The 18,483-nt window shown below is 69.7% G+C and carries 18 protein-coding genes and 1 pseudogene; 10 read left to right on the top strand and 9 right to left on the bottom strand.

The features are described from left to right. Position 1 precedes the first annotated feature (1 nt). The 3 genes from AB0B45_RS33705 to AB0B45_RS33695 are packed head-to-tail and all read right to left on the bottom strand — an operon-like array spanning position 2 to position 4,067. Entirely contained in the window at positions 2 to 1,822 is a 1,821-nt protein-coding gene (locus tag AB0B45_RS33705; RefSeq protein WP_358138820.1) for an ABC transporter ATP-binding protein, read from the bottom strand. Next, a complete protein-coding gene (locus AB0B45_RS33700) occupies positions 1,819 to 3,585 on the bottom strand; it encodes an ABC transporter ATP-binding protein (protein WP_358138818.1) in 1,767 nt (588 codons plus the stop codon). Before AB0B45_RS33700 ends, AB0B45_RS33705 begins: the two co-directional genes overlap by 4 nt. A gap of 23 nt (positions 3,586 to 3,608) precedes the next feature. Beyond that, a complete protein-coding gene (locus AB0B45_RS33695) occupies positions 3,609 to 4,067 on the bottom strand; it encodes an anthrone oxygenase family protein (protein ID WP_358138816.1) in 459 nt (152 codons plus the stop codon). 234 nt (positions 4,068 to 4,301) lie between these two features. Here AB0B45_RS33695 and AB0B45_RS33690 point away from each other — a divergent pair, with 234 nt between their 5' ends. Continuing rightward, the gene (locus AB0B45_RS33690) at positions 4,302 to 5,600 is read left to right on the top strand and encodes a HAMP domain-containing sensor histidine kinase (RefSeq protein WP_358138814.1); all 1,299 of its coding nucleotides are present in this window, start codon (positions 4,302 to 4,304) and stop codon (positions 5,598 to 5,600) included. Positions 5,601 to 5,621: 21 nt separating this feature from the next. Continuing rightward, the gene (locus AB0B45_RS33685; RefSeq protein ID WP_358138812.1) at positions 5,622 to 7,043 is read left to right on the top strand and encodes a pyridoxal-dependent decarboxylase; all 1,422 of its coding nucleotides are present in this window, start codon (positions 5,622 to 5,624) and stop codon (positions 7,041 to 7,043) included. A gap of 23 nt (positions 7,044 to 7,066) precedes the next feature. Here the strand turns inward: AB0B45_RS33685 and AB0B45_RS33680 are convergent, their stop codons facing one another. Beyond that, positions 7,067 to 8,182, bottom strand: coding sequence for a ferritin-like domain-containing protein (locus AB0B45_RS33680; RefSeq protein WP_358138810.1), 1,116 nt, complete (start codon positions 8,180 to 8,182; stop codon positions 7,067 to 7,069). A 79-nt stretch (positions 8,183 to 8,261) separates the two neighbouring features. On the opposite strand from AB0B45_RS33680, the gene AB0B45_RS33675 reads away from it, so the two are divergent. Next, positions 8,262 to 8,906, top strand: coding sequence for a TetR/AcrR family transcriptional regulator C-terminal domain-containing protein (locus AB0B45_RS33675; RefSeq protein WP_358138809.1), 645 nt, complete (start codon positions 8,262 to 8,264; stop codon positions 8,904 to 8,906). A 47-nt stretch (positions 8,907 to 8,953) separates the two neighbouring features. On the opposite strand, the gene AB0B45_RS33670 is transcribed toward AB0B45_RS33675, so the two are convergent. After that, on the bottom strand, positions 8,954 to 9,487 hold the full coding sequence (locus AB0B45_RS33670) for a lytic transglycosylase domain-containing protein (protein ID WP_358138807.1): 534 nt from the start codon (positions 9,485 to 9,487) through the stop codon (positions 8,954 to 8,956). Positions 9,488 to 9,789: 302 nt separating this feature from the next. Then, positions 9,790 to 10,077, bottom strand: a pseudogene (locus AB0B45_RS33665) (transglycosylase SLT domain-containing protein); the annotation flags it as partial. A gap of 301 nt (positions 10,078 to 10,378) precedes the next feature. On the opposite strand from AB0B45_RS33665, the gene AB0B45_RS33660 reads away from it, so the two are divergent. Next, on the top strand, positions 10,379 to 10,864 hold the full coding sequence (locus AB0B45_RS33660; protein ID WP_358138805.1) for a glutathione peroxidase: 486 nt from the start codon (positions 10,379 to 10,381) through the stop codon (positions 10,862 to 10,864). Next, positions 10,861 to 11,259: a YchJ family metal-binding protein gene (locus AB0B45_RS33655; RefSeq protein ID WP_358138803.1), complete on the top strand. Its 399-nt coding sequence runs from the start codon at positions 10,861 to 10,863 to the stop codon at positions 11,257 to 11,259. Before AB0B45_RS33660 ends, AB0B45_RS33655 begins: the two co-directional genes overlap by 4 nt. Here AB0B45_RS33655 and AB0B45_RS33650 read toward each other — a convergent pair. Then, a complete protein-coding gene (locus AB0B45_RS33650; protein ID WP_358138802.1) occupies positions 11,225 to 12,268 on the bottom strand; it encodes a LacI family DNA-binding transcriptional regulator in 1,044 nt (347 codons plus the stop codon). The two genes, AB0B45_RS33655 and AB0B45_RS33650, sit on opposite strands and share 35 nt — an antisense overlap. A gap of 170 nt (positions 12,269 to 12,438) precedes the next feature. Here AB0B45_RS33650 and ugpC point away from each other — a divergent pair, with 170 nt between their 5' ends. From ugpC to AB0B45_RS33635, 3 genes are all read left to right on the top strand, one after another. Further along, positions 12,439 to 13,653, top strand: coding sequence for a sn-glycerol-3-phosphate ABC transporter ATP-binding protein UgpC (gene ugpC, locus AB0B45_RS33645; protein ID WP_358138800.1), 1,215 nt, complete (start codon positions 12,439 to 12,441; stop codon positions 13,651 to 13,653). Positions 13,654 to 13,809: 156 nt separating this feature from the next. Next, entirely contained in the window at positions 13,810 to 14,385 is a 576-nt protein-coding gene (locus AB0B45_RS33640; protein ID WP_358138798.1) for a helix-turn-helix domain-containing protein, read from the top strand. Then, positions 14,382 to 15,596 (top strand): MFS transporter, encoded by a 1,215-nt coding sequence (locus AB0B45_RS33635; protein ID WP_358138796.1) that lies wholly within the window; start codon positions 14,382 to 14,384, stop codon positions 15,594 to 15,596. Before AB0B45_RS33640 ends, AB0B45_RS33635 begins: the two co-directional genes overlap by 4 nt. A gap of 7 nt (positions 15,597 to 15,603) precedes the next feature. On the opposite strand, the gene AB0B45_RS33630 is transcribed toward AB0B45_RS33635, so the two are convergent. After that, positions 15,604 to 16,356, bottom strand: coding sequence for an SDR family oxidoreductase (locus tag AB0B45_RS33630; protein ID WP_358138794.1), 753 nt, complete (start codon positions 16,354 to 16,356; stop codon positions 15,604 to 15,606). Between the two features lie 143 nt (positions 16,357 to 16,499). On the opposite strand from AB0B45_RS33630, the gene AB0B45_RS33625 reads away from it, so the two are divergent. Both AB0B45_RS33625 and AB0B45_RS33620 read left to right on the top strand, forming a co-directional pair. Continuing rightward, positions 16,500 to 17,681, top strand: coding sequence for a PQQ-dependent sugar dehydrogenase (locus AB0B45_RS33625; protein WP_358138792.1), 1,182 nt, complete (start codon positions 16,500 to 16,502; stop codon positions 17,679 to 17,681). Continuing rightward, complete coding sequence (locus AB0B45_RS33620; RefSeq protein WP_358138790.1) at positions 17,678 to 18,130, top strand: flavodoxin; 453 nt, start codon at positions 17,678 to 17,680, stop codon at positions 18,128 to 18,130. Before AB0B45_RS33625 ends, AB0B45_RS33620 begins: the two co-directional genes overlap by 4 nt. Here the strand turns inward: AB0B45_RS33620 and AB0B45_RS33615 are convergent. Further along, the gene (locus AB0B45_RS33615) at positions 18,120 to 18,413 is read right to left on the bottom strand and encodes a carboxymuconolactone decarboxylase family protein (RefSeq protein WP_358138788.1); all 294 of its coding nucleotides are present in this window, start codon (positions 18,411 to 18,413) and stop codon (positions 18,120 to 18,122) included. The genes AB0B45_RS33620 and AB0B45_RS33615 overlap by 11 nt on opposite strands. Between the last annotated feature and the right edge of the window lie 70 nt (positions 18,414 to 18,483).

Below are 18,483 nucleotides of genomic sequence, written 5' to 3'. Positions count from 1 at the left end.
GTCAGGCCAGGCTGTCCAGCCAGGCCTGGTGCAGGCCAGCGAAACGGCCCGACGAGGCGATGAGCGCGTCGGGCGGCCCGTCCTCGACGATCGTGCCGCGATCCATCACCAGCACCCTGTCGGCGATCTCCACCGTCGACAGGCGGTGCGCGATGATGAGCGCGGTCCTGTCGGCCAGGATCGTGCGCAGCGCCCGCTGCACCAGCCGCTCGCTCGGCACGTCCAGCGACGAGGTGGCCTCGTCGAGGATGAGCACAGCGGGGTCGGCGAGGAAGGCGCGGGCGAAGGCCACCAGCTGCCGCTGGCCCGCCGACATCCGGCCGCCGCGCTTGCCGACCTCGGTGTCGTAGCCCTCGGGCAGCCCCGAGACGAACTCGTGCGCCCCGATCGCCTTGGCCGCGTCGACGACCTCCTTGAAGGAGGCGTCAGGCCTGCCGAAGCGGATGTTCTCGGTGACCGTACCGGAGAACAGGAAGTTCTCCTGCGTCACCATCACCACGGCCTTGCGCAGCGTCGTCTCGTCCAGGTCGCGCAGGTCGACCCCGTCGAGCAGCACCCGTCCCGCCGTCGGGTCGTAGAAGCGGGAGATGAGCTTGGCCAGCGTGGTCTTGCCCGCGCCGGTCGCGCCGACCAGCGCCACGCTCTGCCCGGCGGGGATGGTCAGGTCGAGGCGCGGCATGATCGGTCTGTCCGGCACGTAGGAGAACTCCGCGCTCTCGAAGCGGACCTGCCCGCGCGCCTTCGGCAGCTCCGCGCCCGCCGGAGGCTCGGGAACCGACGGCTCCTCCTCCAGCACGCCCGACAGCTTCTCCAGCGCCGCGCCCGCCGACTGCAGCGTGTTGTAGAACTGGCTGATCTCCTGCATCGGCTCGTAGAACTGGCGCAGGTAGAGCAGGAACGCGGCCAGCACGCCGACCGTGACCTCGTCGTGGAAGGCCAGCCAGCCGCCGTAGATCAGCACGCCGGCGATCGTGAGGTTGCCGATGAGCTTGATGCCGGGCATGAACATCGCGATCAGCTGCATCGCGCGGGCGTTGGCGTCGCGGTAGTCGGTGTTGAGCTGCCCGAAGATCTCCTGGTTGCGCGGCTCGCGGCGGAAGGCCTGCACGGCCTTGATGCCGGTCATCGACTCCACGAAGTGCACGATGACCAGGGCCACCGTCTCTCTGGTGCGCCGATAGGTGATCGCCGACTGGCGGCGGAACCACCGGGTGAACAGCAGCAGGATCGGCAGCGGCACCAGCGCCACCAGACCGAGGTGCACGTCGAGGATCAGCAGCAGCGCCGCGGTGCCGAACATCGTCAGCACCGCGGTGACCAGGCCGTCGAAGCCCGACTGCAGCAGCTCGGCGATCGCCTCGATGTCGGAGGTCAGCCGCGAGATCACCCTGCCCGAGGTGTACTTCTCGTGGAAGGCGAGCGAGAGCCGCTGGAAGTGGTCGAAGACCCTGCGCCGCAGCTCCAGCAGGATGTCCTGGCCGATCCGGCCCGACAGCTTCAGGAACGCCTGCCTGGTCAGCGCCTGGGTGACGGCCGCCGCCAGGATGACGGCGATCACCGTGAGCAGCGTGACAGGGCCCTGCCCGCGAAGCATCGGCGGGATGCCGGAGTCGATGCCGACCTTCACCAGGTAGGGGATGGCCAGGCCGGCGCCGCTGGAGCAGATGATGATCGCGGTGAGCAGCGCGATCGCCCTGCGGTGCGGCCTCAGCAGATCGGTCAGCAGGCCGCGCGAGCGGGTCCGCAGCAGCAGCGAGACCTTCTCCGGCAGGTCGTCCTTATTCTCCGAGGCGACGCCGCGCCAGTCGGTGGTGGCCGTCATCGCAGGGCTCCTTCCTCGGACAGGTCGGCGTCCTGCGCCAGCAGCGAGCGGTACTCGGGCACCTCGGCCAGCAGGTCCTGGTGCCTGCCGACATGGGTGATCGTGCCGTCGCGCAGCAGCGCCACCTTGTCGGCGAGCAACACGGTCGAGGCGCGGTGCGCGACCACGATGCCCGTCGCGTCACGCAGCACGTGGCGCAGCGCCTCCTCGACCAGCGCCTCGGTCTCCACGTCCAGCGCCGACAGCGTGTCGTCGAGGACGAGGATCTTCGGCTTGGACAGGACGGCTCTCGCCAGCGCCAGGCGCTGCCGCTGACCGCCCGACAGCGACATGCCCTGCTCGCCGATGCGGGTGTCGAGGCCCCACGGCAGGTCGTGGACGAACGTCGCCTGCGCCACCTCGAGCGCCTCGCGCAGGTCGTCGTCGGAGGCGTCGCGGTGGCCGAGCGTGAGATTCTCGCGCACGCTCATCGAGAACAGCGTGGGCTCCTCGAACGCGGTGGCCACCACCTCCCTCAGCGTGCTCAGCTTCAGGTCGCGCACGTCGTGGCCGTCGATGGTGACCCTTCCCGAGGTCACGTCGATCAGCCGGGGGACGAGCGCGGTCAGCGTGGTCTTGCCCGAACCCGTCGCGCCCACGACGGCCACCGTCTCGCCCGGCCGTACGTCCAGCCAGACGTCGTGGAGCACCGGCCGGTCGGCGCCGGGGAAGCGGAAGCCCACGCCTTCCAGCCGCAGATGGCCGCGCGGGTGCTCGATCGTCTCCGTGCCGTCCTCGATGGAGGGGACGGTGTCCATGACCTCCATGACACGGTCGGCGGAGGTCATCGACTCCTGCGCCATCGCCAGGATGTAGCCGAGGCTCGCGATCGGCCAGACCAGCTGCAGCACCAGCGTGGTGAACGCGACGAGGGAGCCCTGCGAGAGCGAGCCGGAACCCACCGCCAGCGCACCCAGCAGCAGGACCAGGGCGAGCGTGAGGTTCGGGATCACCTCGAGGAAGGTGAAGAAGCGGGCCGAGAGCCCCACCTTGTCGATCGAGGTGGCGTAGACCTTGCGCGCGGAGTCGTCGAAGGTGTCGAAGACGTGGTGGCGGCGGCCGAACGCCTTGATCGTGCGGATCCCGATCGCCGACTCCTCGACGAGCGTGGCGAGGTCGCCCTGCTCGTCCTGGACCTGGCGGGAGATCTTGATGTACTTCTTCTCGAAGCGCAGCGACACCCAGACGATGGGGATGGCGGAGGCGGCAACCAGCAGGCCGAGGGGCCAGTACATGTTCAGCAGCACGATCGTCACCGTGGTCAGCTGAATGACGTTCATGACCAGGAAGAGCATGCCGAAACCGAGGAAGCGGCGGATGGTCGACAGGTCGGTCGTGGCGCGCGAGAGCAGCTGGCCCGACTGCCACTCGTTGTGGAAGCCCATCGGCAGGCGCTGCAGGTGCTCGTAGAGGTCGTCGCGGATCTCGGTCTCGAGGCCGAGGACGGGCTTGGTCTGCACCCATCGCCTGAGAAAGATCATCAAGGCTTCCGCGACGCCGACACCCACGGCCAGGAGCCCCAGAGGGAGCAGGTCGGCCGTCTGCCTGGCGTCGATCACCTCCTTGCCCACAAGGGGAAAGGTGATGCTGGCGGCGATTCCGAGGATGGCCACCAGCCAGATGAACACCAGCTTGCCGACGTGGGGGCGTAGGTAGGACCGCATACGCCACAGGGAGTTGGAGGAGAGCAGGGGACGGCTGGGAACGTTCGTATCGGGAGGCATCGGTTCTAGATTAAACCTTGGGATCAATCCATTTTCTCGCTCCTGGAACGCACCATCGCGGCCACGAGGCAGGCGGTCGCGGCGGTCGACAAGACGGCCCTGACGAGGTTCCACGCCACCCACGGGCCCTCGAACTGCTCTCTCGTGACGGTCCCCGCGGCGAGCCCGTCGTTGAGCGGGACGTTGATCGCCGAGGTGGTCACAAAACCGATCAGGTAAAGAGCCAATCCCGCCAGGATCCACAGGACGGCAGGTCTGGCGCGGCGGTGACGGACCAGTGCCCAGATGGGCAGGACCACCGCGGCCAGGAAAGGCACGAGGAAGGCCGGATTGATGATGGCGGTGTTGATCTGGTTCATGACGGTGACGAAGGCGCGGTCGTCGACGGCCGCGAGACCCGGCATGACCGCGATGGAGAAGCCGTAGTAGGTGCCGGCGACCAGTCCGGTCGCGAGTGCGGAGAGACTCAAGATGATTCGCATGCACGTATTCAACTGGCCGGCACGGGCCCACTGCCATCGCTGAGACGCTCAGCCGCATGTCCGGGCGTATCACCGGGTCCGAGGACCTCGACAGCACGACCGCGGTGAGCCTTCCCGGGTTTGACCCGAGCGCGACGGTGTCCATGCCACACCCAGACCCGCACGTGATGCCCCGTCGGTGACGGTGGAAAGGTGCAGTTCAGTAGATTGCGTCCGCGATCGATCAGAGCCCGCATGACGGCCGCCACCGTGGCCGGCTTCGGTGTCATCCTGCTCGTCGGCGTCGTGGCGCTCTGCCTGACCGTCCCCTCCTGGGTGCGCGCCCAGCAGGTCGACCGCGCGGACCAGGCCAGCAGGCAGGTCACCCTCCTCGTCGACGACGCGCCGATGCGCGGCCCGATCCCGCCGCAGCACGACGTGCCGCTCCTGCAGGTCGTGGACGCCGACGGCAGGGTGGTGGCGGCCGGCGCCGCGCTGAAGGGCCGGCCCCCGCTCACCACCGCGCGGCCCGAGGCCGGCGACACCAGGGTGCAGACGCGGGTGTGCGGCAAGGGCGGAGAGGCGTGCATGATCGTCGTCGGCACCAGCAACAGGTCGACTCCCTACGGCCCGGTCATCGCCTACGCCGCGGTCACGGAGTCGATCGCGCTGAACGCTCCCTTCATGGCCGCGATCTTCACCCTCGCCGCGAGCCTCCTGCTCGCGCTCATGGCATGGGCCACATGGATCGGCGTCGGTAGGGTCCTCGCCCCCGTCGAACGCATCAGATCGGGCCTGGAGCAGATCAGCGCCACCGACCTCAGCGACCGCATGCCGGTGCCCGATACCGGCGACGAGGTGGCCGAGCTCGCGATCACCGTCAACGACACGCTGACGCGCCTGGAGGACGCGGTCGACCGCCACCGCCGCTTCGTCTCCGACGCCTCCCACGAACTGCGCACGCCGCTGACCGCGATGCTGGTACGGCTGGAGGGCACGCCCGAGGGCGAGGACTGCGACAGGACCCTGCAGGAGGTGCTCGGCGACGCCAGGCGACTGTCGGCGATCGTCCAGGACCTGCTGCTCATGGCGCGCCTCGACGCGGGCGTGCGACCGCCCGACGAGGTCCTCGACCTCGGCAAACTGGTGGCCGACGAGATCGACAGGCGCCCGTCCCGCCTGCCGTTCACGACCTCGATCGAGCCGGGCCTCATGGTGCGCGGCAACAGGCTCCGGCTCGACAGGCTGCTCACCAACCTGCTGTCCAACGCCGACCGGTACGGCGAGAGCGCCGTCCACGTCACCGTCACGCGCGACGGCTCCGACGCCGTCGTCGAGGTCGCGGACGACGGTCCCGGCATCCCCGCCGAACAGCGCGAGGCGGTCTTCCGGCGGTTCACCAGGCTCGACTCCGCCCGCTCGCGCGACACCGGCGGCACCGGCCTCGGCCTGCCCATCGCCCGCGACATCGCCATCGCGCACGGTGGCACGCTCCGGGCGGCCGACGCCCGCGTCAGAGGCGCCCGCCTCGTGCTGCGCCTCCCTCTGAGGTGACATGTCATGCACAATCCCGACATGAGTGATCCACTGTTCGAGCGTGACGCCGCCCCCGCGGCCCTTGACCTCGTCGCCCGCGCCGCCGCCCCCTTCCTCGGCACGCTGACCGACCGCCCCGTCCACGACCACGCGGCCGACCATCTCATGGACCTTCTCGACGGGCCGCTCCCCGAGAAGGGCGAGGGCACGCTCGCGGCCGTCGAGGAGCTGCTGGCCGTGGGAACCCGGGCCTCCACCCAGACCTCCGGCCCGCGCTTCTTCCATTTCGTCGTCGGCGGCGCCACCCCTGCCGCGCAGGCGGGCGACTGGGTGACCGCGCTGCTCGACCAGGCCAGCGGCCTGCACCTGACCTCTCCGCTGGCCGCGAGGGCGGAGAAGGTCGTGCTGGCCTGGCTGAAGGACCTGTGCGGGCTGCCCGAGCCGTACGGGGGAGTGCTGACGCCGAGCGCGACCTTCGCCAACCTGACCGGCCTGACGTGCGCGCGGCAGTGGTGGGGCGAGAGGCACGGCGCCGACATCACCTCGCAGGGCCTGGCGGGTCTGCCGCGGATGCCGGTGCTGGCGAGCGGCTACATCCATCCCAGCAGCCGCAAGGCGCTGCAGATCCTCGGCGTCGGCCGCGACGGCGTGACGGTGTGCGCCCGCGACGACGCGGGCAGGGTCGACCTGGCCGCGATGGAACGGGCGCTGTCCGAGCTCGACGGCCCCGCCGTGATCGTCGGGAACGCGGGCGAGGTCAACACCGGCGACTTCGACCCCATCGCCGACCTGGCCGACCTCGCGGAGCGGTACGGCGCATGGCTGCACGTGGACGGCGCCTTCGGCCTGTTCGCTGCCGCCTCGCCGCGCCTGCGCCACCTCGTGGCGGGCGTCGAGCGCGCCCACTCCGTCGCCGCCGACGGCCACAAGTGGCTGAACGTCCCCTACGAGAGCGGCTTCGCCTTCGTCCACGACGAGGACCTGATGTTCAGGTCGTTCGGCGCGTGGGGCGCCCACTACCTGCCCGCCGACGTCAACTACAACAACCTCGGCCCCGAGTCCTCCCGCAGGGCGCGGGCCTTGCCCATCTGGGCGACCCTGCGCGCGTACGGCAGGCAGGGCTACGCCCAGCTCGTCGACCGCCACCACGACCTGGCCCTGCGCCTGGGCGAGGCCGTGGAGAAGGCCCCCGACCTGGAACTGCTGGCCCCCGTGACGCTCTGCGTGGTGTGCTTCCGCTACGCGCCGCAGGGCGTGGCCGACGGCGAGCTGAACGAGCTGAACCGCCGCATCGGCGAGGAGCTGATCGCCGACGGCCGCTACTACGCGGGCACGACCACCTACAGGGGGATGACCGCCCTCCGCCCCGCGATCGTCAACTGGCGCACGACGGAGGAGGACATCGACGGCCTGGTGGAGGTGCTGAGAGAGGTCATCGCCCGCGTCCACCCTGCCGGGTAGCCGGGGTCAGGAGGCGGGGAGGGTCAGGAGGTGGAGCCCATGGCGATGGTCTCGGCGACCTCGGCGTGGCGCTCGGCCTCCTCGGCGGCGAAGCGCTCGGCGTCGAGCTTGTCGGCGATGTCCTCGTCCTGCTTCATGAGCGCCTCGAGCGACTGACCCGCCATCTCGAGCACGCCCATGTCCGCGTACGCCTGCTGCAGGCGCGGCGACCACAGGCCGATGTCCTTGACGCACGGCACGATCCTGCTGAACAGCAGCGACCTGAACAGCCGCAGGTACTCCGACCGGTCGACGGCCTCCATCGCCTCGGCCACCTCGGCCTGCGACAGGCCGAGCGTCTCCCACGTCTCCCTGCCGCGCAGCCGGTCGCGCATCAGGTAGCAGCCCTCGATGACGAAGTCCTCGCGCTCGCGCAGCTCGCTCTCCGACAGGTTCTTGTAGTAGTCGCGCAGCGCCATCCGGCCGAACGCGACGTGCCTGGCCTCGTCCTGCATGACGTAGGCCAGGATCTGCTTGGGCAGCGGCTTGGTGGTGATGTCGCGCATGACGCCGAACGCCGCCAGCGCGAGCCCTTCGATCAGCACCTGCATCCCCAGGTACGGCATGTCCCACCTGGAGTCGGAGAGCGTGGAGTCGAGCAGCGCCTTGAGGTGCTCGTTGATCGGGTAGGCCAGCCCCACCTTCTCCTGCAGGAAGCGCGCGTAGGTCTCGGCGTGCCTGGCCTCGTCCATCGTCTGGGTGGCGGCGTAGAACTTGGAGTCGAGGTCGGGCACCGACTCCACGATCCGGGCCGAGCAGATCATGGCGCCCTGCTCGCCGTGCAGGAACTGGGAGAACTGCCACGAGGCCCCGTGCCTGCGCACCTCCGCACGGGTCTTGGCGTCCATGCGCTCCCACAGCGGCGTGCCGTAGATGGCGATGGTGTTGTCGGGGATGCCGAGCACGTCGTAAGGATCGACCTCGAGGCCCCAGTCGATCCTCTTCACAGAGTCCCACTGCTTGTCCTTGCCCTTCTGGTACAGGGCGAGCATGCGGTCCCTGCCGTCGTCGTACTCCCATGTGAAGCGGCTGGACCCGGCCATATCCACGTTCCACGTGGAGAGCTCTGCGGGGATCGTGTAGAGATCGTGCGTCGACATGCGGCCTCCAGGGGGACGTACACCGTACGTATGCCTCGAGAGTTGCACGTACGGTGTACGTGCGTCAATAGAATGAGCTATGCCCAGTGAGCCGCTCTCCCGCGCGCGCATCGTCGCCGCCGCGATCGACCTCATCGAGCGTGAGGGCGCGGACGCGGTGTCCATGCGCAGGATCGCCTCCGACCTGAACGTCGGCGTCATGTCGCTCTACAACCACGTGCCGAACAAGGCCTCGCTGCTCGACGGCGTCGCCGAGTCGGTGCTGTCGCAGATCGAGTTCACCGACGACCCGGGGGCCCACTGGACCGACAGGGTGCGCATGCAGGCCAGGGCCTTCCGGCAGATCGCCCACCACTACCCGCGCTCCACGATGCTGGTGGTCAGCCGACAGCTCCACTCCAACGCGGGACTGTTCCCCGTCGAGCGGGCGCTGACCACGCTGCGCCAGGCGGGCTTCGACGGCGCCGACGCGGTGCGCATGCTGCGCCTGTTCATCGCCTACGTGATCGGCTCGCTGCTGCGCGAGGTGGGCGTCACGCCGACCTTCGCGCCCGTCCCCGGCGCGGCCCCGGTCGGCGACGTGGACCCGGAGCTGTTCCCCCAGGTCAGCGAGCTGGCATCACTGCTGGGCTCGTGCGATCACGAGGAGGAGTTCGATTTCGGCCTCGAACTGCTCATCCAGTCCATCGCCGTCCATCTGGAAAGGAAAGGCACCCGGGGCTGAGCCCGGGTGCCCTCCCGAGGCAGGCGCCACTTCCCCTCGGCGGCTGCCTAGTACCAGTTGTGCGACCTGAAGTGACCCCAGGCGCCACACGGCCTGCCGTAACGGCCCTCGATGTACTTCAGGCCCCAGAGGATCTGGGTGGTGGGATTGTCCCGCCAGTCGCTTCCGACGCCCGACATCTTGCCCGCCGGCAGTGCCTGCGGGATGCCATACGCCCCTGAGCTGGGGTTGTGAGCCCGGTGGTTCCAGTTGCTCTCCCTGGTCCAGAGGCTGTCCAGGCACTGGAACTCACGCATCGACCACGCCCTCTGCACCACGAGGTCGAGCGCGATCCGCTTGTTCGTGTCCTTGCCCGGCAGCATGGGCCGCGCCTTCGGCTTGGCCTTGGTCTCCCACGTGGCCTGATGGATCACGTGGGGCAACGCCTGTACCGTCCAGGTCCGCTGGTGGACCCTTCCTGGCGACCAGGTCTGCTGGTGGATCGTCCCGGGCGACTCCGTGTCGGCCAGGGCGATCGTGGATGTCCCGCCGGTGAACGCGGCCGAGGCGATCACCAGAGCGAGAGCGCGTTTGCTGTCCAACTTGATCCTTGCTGTCCGGTCGCGTGCGGGCGGGCTCCTGTGAAGCAGGGGTCCTGCCGACCCGCGCCCGTGGCTCGGACGAGGATGGTCCCGCGCGGCCTTTCGAGTCCTTTCCCGTCCGATCTACCTGGACGGCCCGGAAGGCGCCGCGACGATGTCTCTAGGCGGTTTCTAATACGCCGTGTCGCCACAGGTGCGTGACCTGAGACCGGGGAAGAGGAGGAATTTGCCGCTGAGCGGCGTCGCCTTGAGTCGGCCCGGCGACGAGCTGACCATGATTATTCGAACAGCGGACGCGGAGATCAGTACCAGCCGCGTGACTGGAAGTGAGACCAGGCTGCGCACGGCGAGCCGTATCTCTGCTTGATGTAGGAAAGGCCCCATTTGATCTGCGTCCTGGGGTTCGTGCGCCAGTCGCGGCCGGCGCTGGCCATCTTGTGTCCAGGGAGCGCCTGCGGGATGCCGTAGGCCCCCGAGCCGTTGCCGGCCCTGTGGTTCCAGCCGCTCTCCCGGGCCCAGAGTCGCTCCAGGCAGGCGTAGTGCGCCCTGCCCCAGCCCTTGCCCGCCACCATGGTCCTGGCGATCGCCTTGTTCCTCACACTGCTGACACTGCCGGTGCTGCTGTCCGCGTGCGCGGCCGTCGCGGTTCCCGCTCCCGACACCACGAACGTGGCGGTCAGGAGCAAGGCACTGGTACGGCGGAGCGTAGGCATGCGGTTTTCCCTTCGAAGGGTTCGGGGGACTGCGTCACCCTGCCGCAGGGAAGTCGTTTGTCGCTAATTGACCATGAAAAGGTAGATCGTTGGTAAAGATCGTGATCTATGGTTGTTCAGGGCTTTTGCCAGGAAAAAGTGGACTCTGTCACATTTCCGGGGGGAGTAGGGTCGGATCATGAATCTCCGTGACATCCCGGTCCGCACGCTCGCGGACGTCCCGGCCACGCTGGCCGAGCTCGCCGGCGACAAGGCCCTGCTCATCGTGAACGTGGCCTCCAGGTGCGGCCTGACCCCGCAGTACACCGGCCTGGTCGAGCTTCAGCAGGAGTATGGCCCGCGCGGCTTCACCGTGGTCGGCGTGCCGTGCAACCAGTTCATGGGCCAGGAACCCGGCTCGGCGGAGGAGATCCAGGAGTTCTGCTCCACCACCTACGGCGTCGACTTCCCGCTGCTGGAGAAGTCCGAGGTGAACGGCGAGGGCCGCCACCCGCTCTACGACGAGCTGACCGGCACGCCCGACGCCGATGGCGCGGCCGGCGACATCCAGTGGAACTTCGAGAAGTTTCTGGTCGACCGCGAAGGGTCGGTCGTGGCCAGGTTCAGGCCCGGCGTCGAGCCTTCCGACCCCGCCGTCGTCACGGCGATCGAAAAGCTCCTGTGAGTGGAGAGTCCTGCCCGTGCGCGCTGCCCGCGGCCTACGAGCAGTGCTGCGGGCGGCTGCACCGCGGCGAGGCGGCGGCCGAGACGGCCGAGCAGCTCATGCGCTCGCGCTTCAGCGCCTTCGCCGTGGGCGACGCCGCCTACCTGCTCCGCAGCTGGCATCCCTCGACCAGGCCGGCGGAGGTGACGTTCGAGCCCTTCCTGCGGTGGAAGAAGCTGTCGATCGTGAGCACCAGCGGTGGCGGCGCGGGCGACGCCGAGGGGACCGTCGAGTTCCGCGCCCGCTACAGCCAGGCGGGCAAGGCGGGGGAGATGCGCGAGGTCAGCAGGTTCACCAGGCGCGAGGGCGCCTGGGTCTACCTCACGGGCGAGGCCCGCAGCTCCCGCGCACGATGAGCTCGGTGGGCAGCAGCACACCGCGCGGGCGGCGGGCGCCGGCCCTGAGCACCAGCTCGGCCGCCCGGTAGCCGAGGTCCTGGCCGGGCTGGGCGATGACGGTCAGCGGGGGCGAGCACAACTCGGCCCATGGCACGTCGTCGTACATCACCAGCGACAGGTCGCCGGGGATGCGCAGGCCGAGTTCGCGCGAGGCGAGCACGGCGGCCTCGCCCAGCCGGTTGCCGCCCGCGAGCAGCGCCGTGACGTCGCGGTGGCGCTGCAGCAGGCCAGAGGCGGCGGCATAGGCCGAGTCGCGGCCGCCGCCGGCGAACACGATCAGCTCCTCGTCGGCCAGCTCGCCCAGCGCCTCCCTGAAGGCGGCCACGCGTCGGGGATGCCCCGGGCCGCCGAGGTAGGCGATGCGGCGGTGGCCGAGGCCCTTGAGGTACTGCACCGCCGTGCGGACGCCCGAGCGGTCGTCGGCCAGCACGGTCGGGATGGCGCCGTCAGGCTTTGGCGGTGTCCTGACCCCGTCGAGCAGCAGGAGCTCGTCAAGAGGGTCGTCGTCGCCTGGCTCCTCCTCGGGCTGCTCGCCGACGAACACGACCGTCATGCCCGCCCTGATGGCGGGGCCCCACGCCTCGGCGTCGCCCGAGGGTACCGCGATCACCCTGTCGACGCTCTGCTCCAGGAGCATGCCGATGAGCTCGGCCTCCTGCTCGGGGTCGTCGCCCGTCGAGCCGACCACGACGGGCTCGCCCGCCGAGCGGGCGCACGCGAGCACGCCCTCGGCGAGCCTGCCGTACAGGGTGTCGGTCAGGTCGGGCACGAGCAGGCCGATGCCGCCCGTGCGCTGCTGGCGCAGGTTCCGCCCCAGCGCGCTGGGGCGGTAGTCGAGATGCGCGGCCACCGCGAGCACCCGCTCGCGGGTCTCGGCGCTGGCCGATCCACCGGACAGCACCCGGGAGACGGTGGCGACGCCGACGCCTGCCGCCTCTGCCACGTCCTTGATGGTGGTGCGCTTCATGGAAACGATTCCATCATCTGTTCCGTAGGGTTTCCAGCTCGAATGGATAACATCGCCTGGTCCCTTGACAGGGATGTCCCTTTCGGGTGAGATGCATGAAAACGTATCCACAGTGAGTGGCGACCCCCACGAACGTCCGGGTTCCGGCCCGCGTTGCGCGAAGGACTGTGATGGCATCCATCGTTCTGTCAAACGTCGACAAGATCTACGCCGGTGGCGTGAAGGCCGTGAACGGGCTCAACCTTGAGATCAAGGATGGCGAGTTCATGGTGCTCGTCGGCCCCTCCGGTTGCGGCAAGTCGACCGCGCTGCGGATGATCGCGGGACTCGAGGACATCAGCGGCGGCGAGATCTCCATCGGCGACAAGGTGGTCAACCACCTGCCTCCGAAGGACCGCGACATCGCGATGGTGTTCCAGAACTACGCGCTCTACCCCCACATGACCGTCGAGGAGAACCTCGCCTTCGGTCTGAAGCTCCGCAAGATGCCCAAGCCGGAGATCCAGAAGCGCGTCAACGAGGCCGCCAAGATGCTCGGCCTCGAGACCTACCTCAAGCGCAAGCCCGCCGCCCTTTCCGGTGGTCAGCGCCAGCGTGTGGCCATGGGCCGCGCCATCGTCCGCGAGCCGCAGGCCTTCCTCATGGACGAGCCGCTGTCGAACCTGGACGCCAAGCTCCGCGTCTCCATGCGCGCCTCGCTCAACCAGATGCACGAGCGCCTCGGGGTCACCACCGTCTACGTCACGCACGACCAGGTCGAGGCCATGACCCTCGGCGACCGCGTCTGCGTGCTGCGCGACGGTCTGCTCCAGCAGGTCGACACCCCGCAGAACCTGTTCGACAAGCCGGTCAACCTGTTCGTCGCCGGTTTCATGGGCTCGCCCTCGATGAACTTCGTCACCGCCGAGCTGGTCCGCGACGGGGACGGCGCGGCTGTCACCTTCGCCGGCTTCAAGCTGCCGATCCCCGAGTCCTCCTTCAGCGACAAGCCCGGCCTCGACCAGTACATCGGCAAGTCGCTCATCCTCGGCATCCGCCCCTCCGACTTCGAGGACGCCAGCGCCGCCGGCAACCACGCCAACGGCTGGGCCACCCTGCCCGCCAAGGCGGAGGTCACCGAGGAGCTCGGCTCCGAGATCAACGTCCTGTTCCTGATCGACGCCCCGCCGGTCGAGCACAAGGACACCGTCGCGGCCCAGGACGCCGGTGACGAAGAGGAAGCCACGCTGCCGCTGGTCGGCGACAAGTCGCTGTGGACCGCCCGCGTCAACGCCCGCAGCCACGTGCGCCCCGGTCAGTCCATCGACCTGGTCGTCGACACCCACAACCTGCACTTCTTCGACTCCGTCAGCGGCCTGGCGATCGGCCACGAGGCCAACCGCTAAGCCGATCCACGATCGTCCCCCCGCCGCGACCCCCTCCCGCGGCGGGGGGATCGTGTTTTCCGGCCTCCCCGTCCCGACGTGGCATTCCTTCGGACGAGCGCGCAAAAGCCAAAGAAGTCTTTGACATCTCCAAATGCCAAAGCTATCTTTGAGGATGTGAAGATCACCGATCCGCGTGCGATGCGCGCGCTGGCACACCCCCTGCGCCTCGACCTGATCGACCTGCTCGGCCGCATCGGTCCCGCCACCGCCGCCGAGTGCGCCAGGCATCTCGGCTCCACCCAGGCGTCGTGCTCGTTCCATCTGCGTCAGCTGGCCAAGTACGGCTACGTCGTCGAGGCCTCGAGCGGCGACGGCCGCGAGCGGCCGTGGAAGGTCGCCGACCTGGAGCAGAGCTGGTCGGCCGGCCACGGTGGCGTCGCCGCGGCCGAGCTGGAGCGCGTGTTCGTCGAGCGCGAGGCCGGCAGGATGCTCGACTGGTCACAGATCCGCGCCTCGGCCGCACCCGAGTGGCGCGCCGCGGCCTTTCTCAGCGGCGTCACCGCTCCGCTGACCGCCCGGGAACTGGGCGAGGTGGGCGAGCGCCTGATGGAGGTGCTCGCGCCGTACATCGCGCGCGCCAAGGGCGAGGCGCCCGTCCCCGAGGACGCCCGGTTCGTACGCATCCTGCTGTCCGGTCTTCCCGTCCAGGAAGCCGGTGCCTCCAGCGAGCAGGAAGGCGGCGACCGGTGACCGCGCTGCGCAACCCGCTCTTCCGCCGCCTGCTGGCCGGCGACGCCGTCTCCAGCTTCGGCGACAGCGCGCTCTACCTGTCGCTCGGTATCTGGGCCAAGGACCTCACGGGGTCCGACTCCGCCGCGGGCCTGATCTTCCTGTGCCTCGCCCTGCCGGGGCTGTTCTCGCCCCTCTACGGCCACGTGGTGGACCGCGTGCGCCGCAAGCCGCTGCTGATCGCGATGAACGCCGCGATGGCCCTGGTCGTCACGGCCCTGCTGCTGGTGCGCTCGGCCGACCAGCTGTGGATCCTCTACGCCGTCGCCCTCGCCTACGGCGTCACCTTCTCCGTCCCCGCCTACGGCGGACTGCTGAAGGACCTGCTGCCCTCGGACGAGGCCGCCAGTGCGAGAGCCGCCCTCATCACCGTGCGGCAGGGCGTGCGCATCCTGTCACCCGTCGTCGGGGCGGCCGTCTACCTCACCTTCGGCGGTGGTGTGCTCGCCGTCGTCGACGCCGCGACCTTCGTCGTCGCCATCCTCTTCCTCGTATCCCTCAAGATCGTCGAGTCGGCTCCCGAACCCGCGGGCGAGCCGTTCCTTCCCTCCCTCACCGCGGGGTTCCGCTACCTGTGGCGGGTGCCTCTCCTGGGCAGGCTGGCCATGGCCGAGGCGATCTTCATGGCCACCGCGGGTCTCATGGACACCGCCGCCTTCGCCGCCATCGAACGCGGCCTCGGCAAGCCCGCCGCCTTCTTCGGCGTGCTCACCACCGTCCAGGGGGCGGGATCGGTCGTCGGCGGGTTGCTGGCGGGCATGCTCGTCAAACGGCTGGGGGAGTCGCGCGGCTCCGGCGCGGGCTACGCGCTCTTCGCGCTGGGCGCGGGCGCGTTCCTGGCGCCGTCGGCGGTGCTGTTCCTCGCGGGGGCGGCGCTCTACGGCCTGGCGATCCCGCTCTTCTCCGTCGCCCTCGCCACCGCCCTGCACCTCTACGTGCCCTCCAGGCTCCAGGGACGCGTGGGCGCGGCGACGGGCACGCTCACCACGATCACCCAGACCGCCTCGATCGCCACGGGCGCGGCGCTCATCGGGGTCGTGGACTACCGGCTCATGTACGGCGTGCTGGGAGTGACCGCCCTGGCCTGCGCCGCGCTCGTGGTGTTCCGCCAGGCCCCGGTGCCCGAGGTCGTCCCCTCCATCGCCGACGAGCGCGCCGCGGCCCCCGCCTGAGCGCCGGCTACCTGCGGCCGAGCGTGTTGGACACCTGCTGGGCGATCCCGCGCGGGAGGAGCCTGCCCACCGCGACGACCAGCTTGTACCGCAGGTCGGGGATCGAGACCAGCTTGCCGCGCGCCAGGTCCCGCATCGCCTCGTCGACCACGTCATCGGCCTTCAGCCACATGAATCCGGGAATGGCCGAGACGTCCATCGAGGCCCGCTGGTGGAACTCGGTGCGCACGAACCCTGGACACAGCGCCATGATCCGGATCTTCGGGTCGCCCACCTCGACGGCCGTCGACTCGCTGAAGTTGACCACCCACGCCTTGGAGGCGCTGTACGTGCCGCGGTTGAAGAAGGCGGCCACGGACGCCACGTTGATCACCGCGCCCCTCCCACGGGAGCGAATGCCGGGCAGCACGGCGAGCGTGAGCCTGAGCACGGCCTCGCAGTGGACCTTGAGCATGCGCACCTCGTCCTCGACCGGCACCTCGAGGAAGTGACCAGGGTGGCCGAAGCCCGCGTTGTTGACGAGGAAGTCGACGCCGTCGCGCAGCCGGGCCTCGACGTCCTCCAGGCCCTGGTCGGTGGCCAGGTCGGCGGGCAGGATCTCGACGGCGACGCCGTACCTCTGCTTGAGCCGGTCGGCGGCCTCGGCCAGCCGGGCTTCGTCGCGGGAGACGAGGACCAGCGAGAAACCGTCGGCGGCCAGTCGGCGCGCGAACGCCGCGCCGATGCCGGCGGTCGCGCCAGTGATCAATGCGGTAGGCATACGGCCAGCGTAACGCCCGTCCCAGACGCTCCCCGCACGGCGCGGACGATCTCCGGCGTGGCGCGTGGCGGGTCAGGGCAGAACCTTCGGCGATGCGGACGAGTAGACGCACTGTGACGAGATCGCATGAGAGGATCGACAGCGTGCGCCAAGCGCTTCCCGCCGCCGCCCTGGTCGTGGTGCTGACCGCCTGCTCCGCCGGCCGGCCCGTGGCGCGAGAGCCGGCGCCGGATGCCTCCCGGCCCCCCACGCCGGCACTCTCCGCCACCGCCACCGCCACCCCATCGGGGGCGGTGGCTCCGGCCGCCCTGCCCGCGAAGCTGGAGTTCACCGAGATCGCCCAGTTCGACCAGCCTGTCGCCTTCGCCGTGCGCGCGGGCGACGACGCCCTCTACGTCGCCGAGCAGGGCGGCAGGCTGCGCTCGCTCAAGGACGGCAGGCAGACGGTGGTCGTCGACCTGTCAGGCGAGGTCAGCGGCGGCAACGAGCAGGGCCTGCTGGGGGTGGCCTTCCATCCGACCGGCAAGTGGCTCTACCTCGACTGGACCGACGCCCAGGGCGACACCCACGTCACCGAGTGGGCCTTCGACGGCGTCAAAGTCAGCGGCCGGCGCGAGGTGCTCACCCAGGACCAGCCGTACGCCAACCACAATGGCGGTCAGCTCGCCTTCGGGCCCGACGGCTACCTCTACATCGCCTTCGGCGACGGCGGCAGCGGAGGCGACCCGCACGGCAACGGCCAGAACCTGGGCACCTGGCTGGGCAAGATCCTGCGCGTCGACCCGCGCGGCGAGCCGTACACGGTCCCGAAGGACAACCCGTTCGTCGGCCGGGCCGGGGCCAAGCCGGAGATCTGGGCGTACGGCCTGCGCAACCCGTGGCGGTTCACCTTCGACAAGCAGACCGGCGACCTCTGGATGGGCGACGTCGGCCAGGACGCGTGGGAAGAGGTCGACCACGAGCCCAAGGGCCGGGGCGGCCGCAACTACGGATGGAACGGCTTCGAGGGCGCGCGCCCCTTCGACACGGAGGTGAAGGCCGCCGACGCCACCAAGCCCGTCATCACCTACCCCCTCCATGAGGGCGGCAACTGCTCGGTCATCGCCGGCTACGTCTACAGAGGCGCCGAGATCCCGGGTCTGAAGGGCCGCTTCCTCTACGGCGACTTCTGCGCCGGATGGGTGAAGGCGGCCCCCGCCGACAACCCGGCCAAGGGCGTCGAGGTGGGCAGGGTCGAGCAGCTGTCGTCGTTCGGGCAGGGCCACGACGGCGAGCTCTACGCGCTCAGCCTTCAGGGCCCGCTGTACCAGGTGAAGGCCCCGTGAGCAGGCTGCTGATCGTCCACCACACCGCCTCGCCCGCCACCCACGAGCTGCTGGAGAAGGTGCGCGAGGGCGCGACGACCGACGAGATCGAGGGCGTCGAGGTCGTCACCAGGGCCGCGCTGAACGCCACCGCCTCCGACGTCCTCACCGCCGACGCGGTCATTCTCGGCACCCCGGCCAACATCGGCTACATGAGCGGCGCGCTCAAGCACTTCTTCGACACGATCTACTACCCGTGCCTGGAGGAGACGCGGCGCCTGCCGTACGGGCTGTACGTGCACGGCAACAACGACGTCACGGGAGCGCTGCGCGGCGTGGAGTCGATCACCGGGGGGCTCGGCTGGGAGCGGGCCGCGGCGCCCGTCGTGGTCATCGGCGCCGTGACGAAGGCGGATCTGGACGCGTGCTGGGAGCTGGGCGCCACGGTCGCCGCGACGATCAGTCCATGAGCACGCGGTCGATCAGGTCCTCCACCTGGCCGTTGAGCCGCGCTCCCCGCGCCCACCCCGCGTAATGGGTGAGGAAGACGACCGTCTCCCTCAGCTCCTCCACGCTGAGGTCGCCGGTGCGCAACGCGGTCTCGAGCTGCACCTCGACCGCCTGGTCGAGGCCCTGACCGACCAGCAGGCCGATCAGCAGCAACCGGCGGTCGCGGTCGCTGATCGCCTCGCGCGCCCACACCTCGGCGAACAGGTGCTCCACGGTCATGGCGAAGTTGATCGGTTCGTTCATATCGGGCTCCGAGCGAGGCAGGAGGGGGGTCCGAAGCTCCTAATCCTTCGCCAGTTCCGCGCGAAGGGAT

This window comes from Nonomuraea sp. NPDC049152 (assembly GCF_040648355.1).
Taxonomy (GTDB): Bacteria; Actinomycetota; Actinomycetes; order Streptosporangiales; family Streptosporangiaceae; genus Nonomuraea.
The sequence above is the reverse complement of the archived record's forward strand: the minus strand, read 5'-3'. Positions and strand labels throughout refer to the sequence as shown.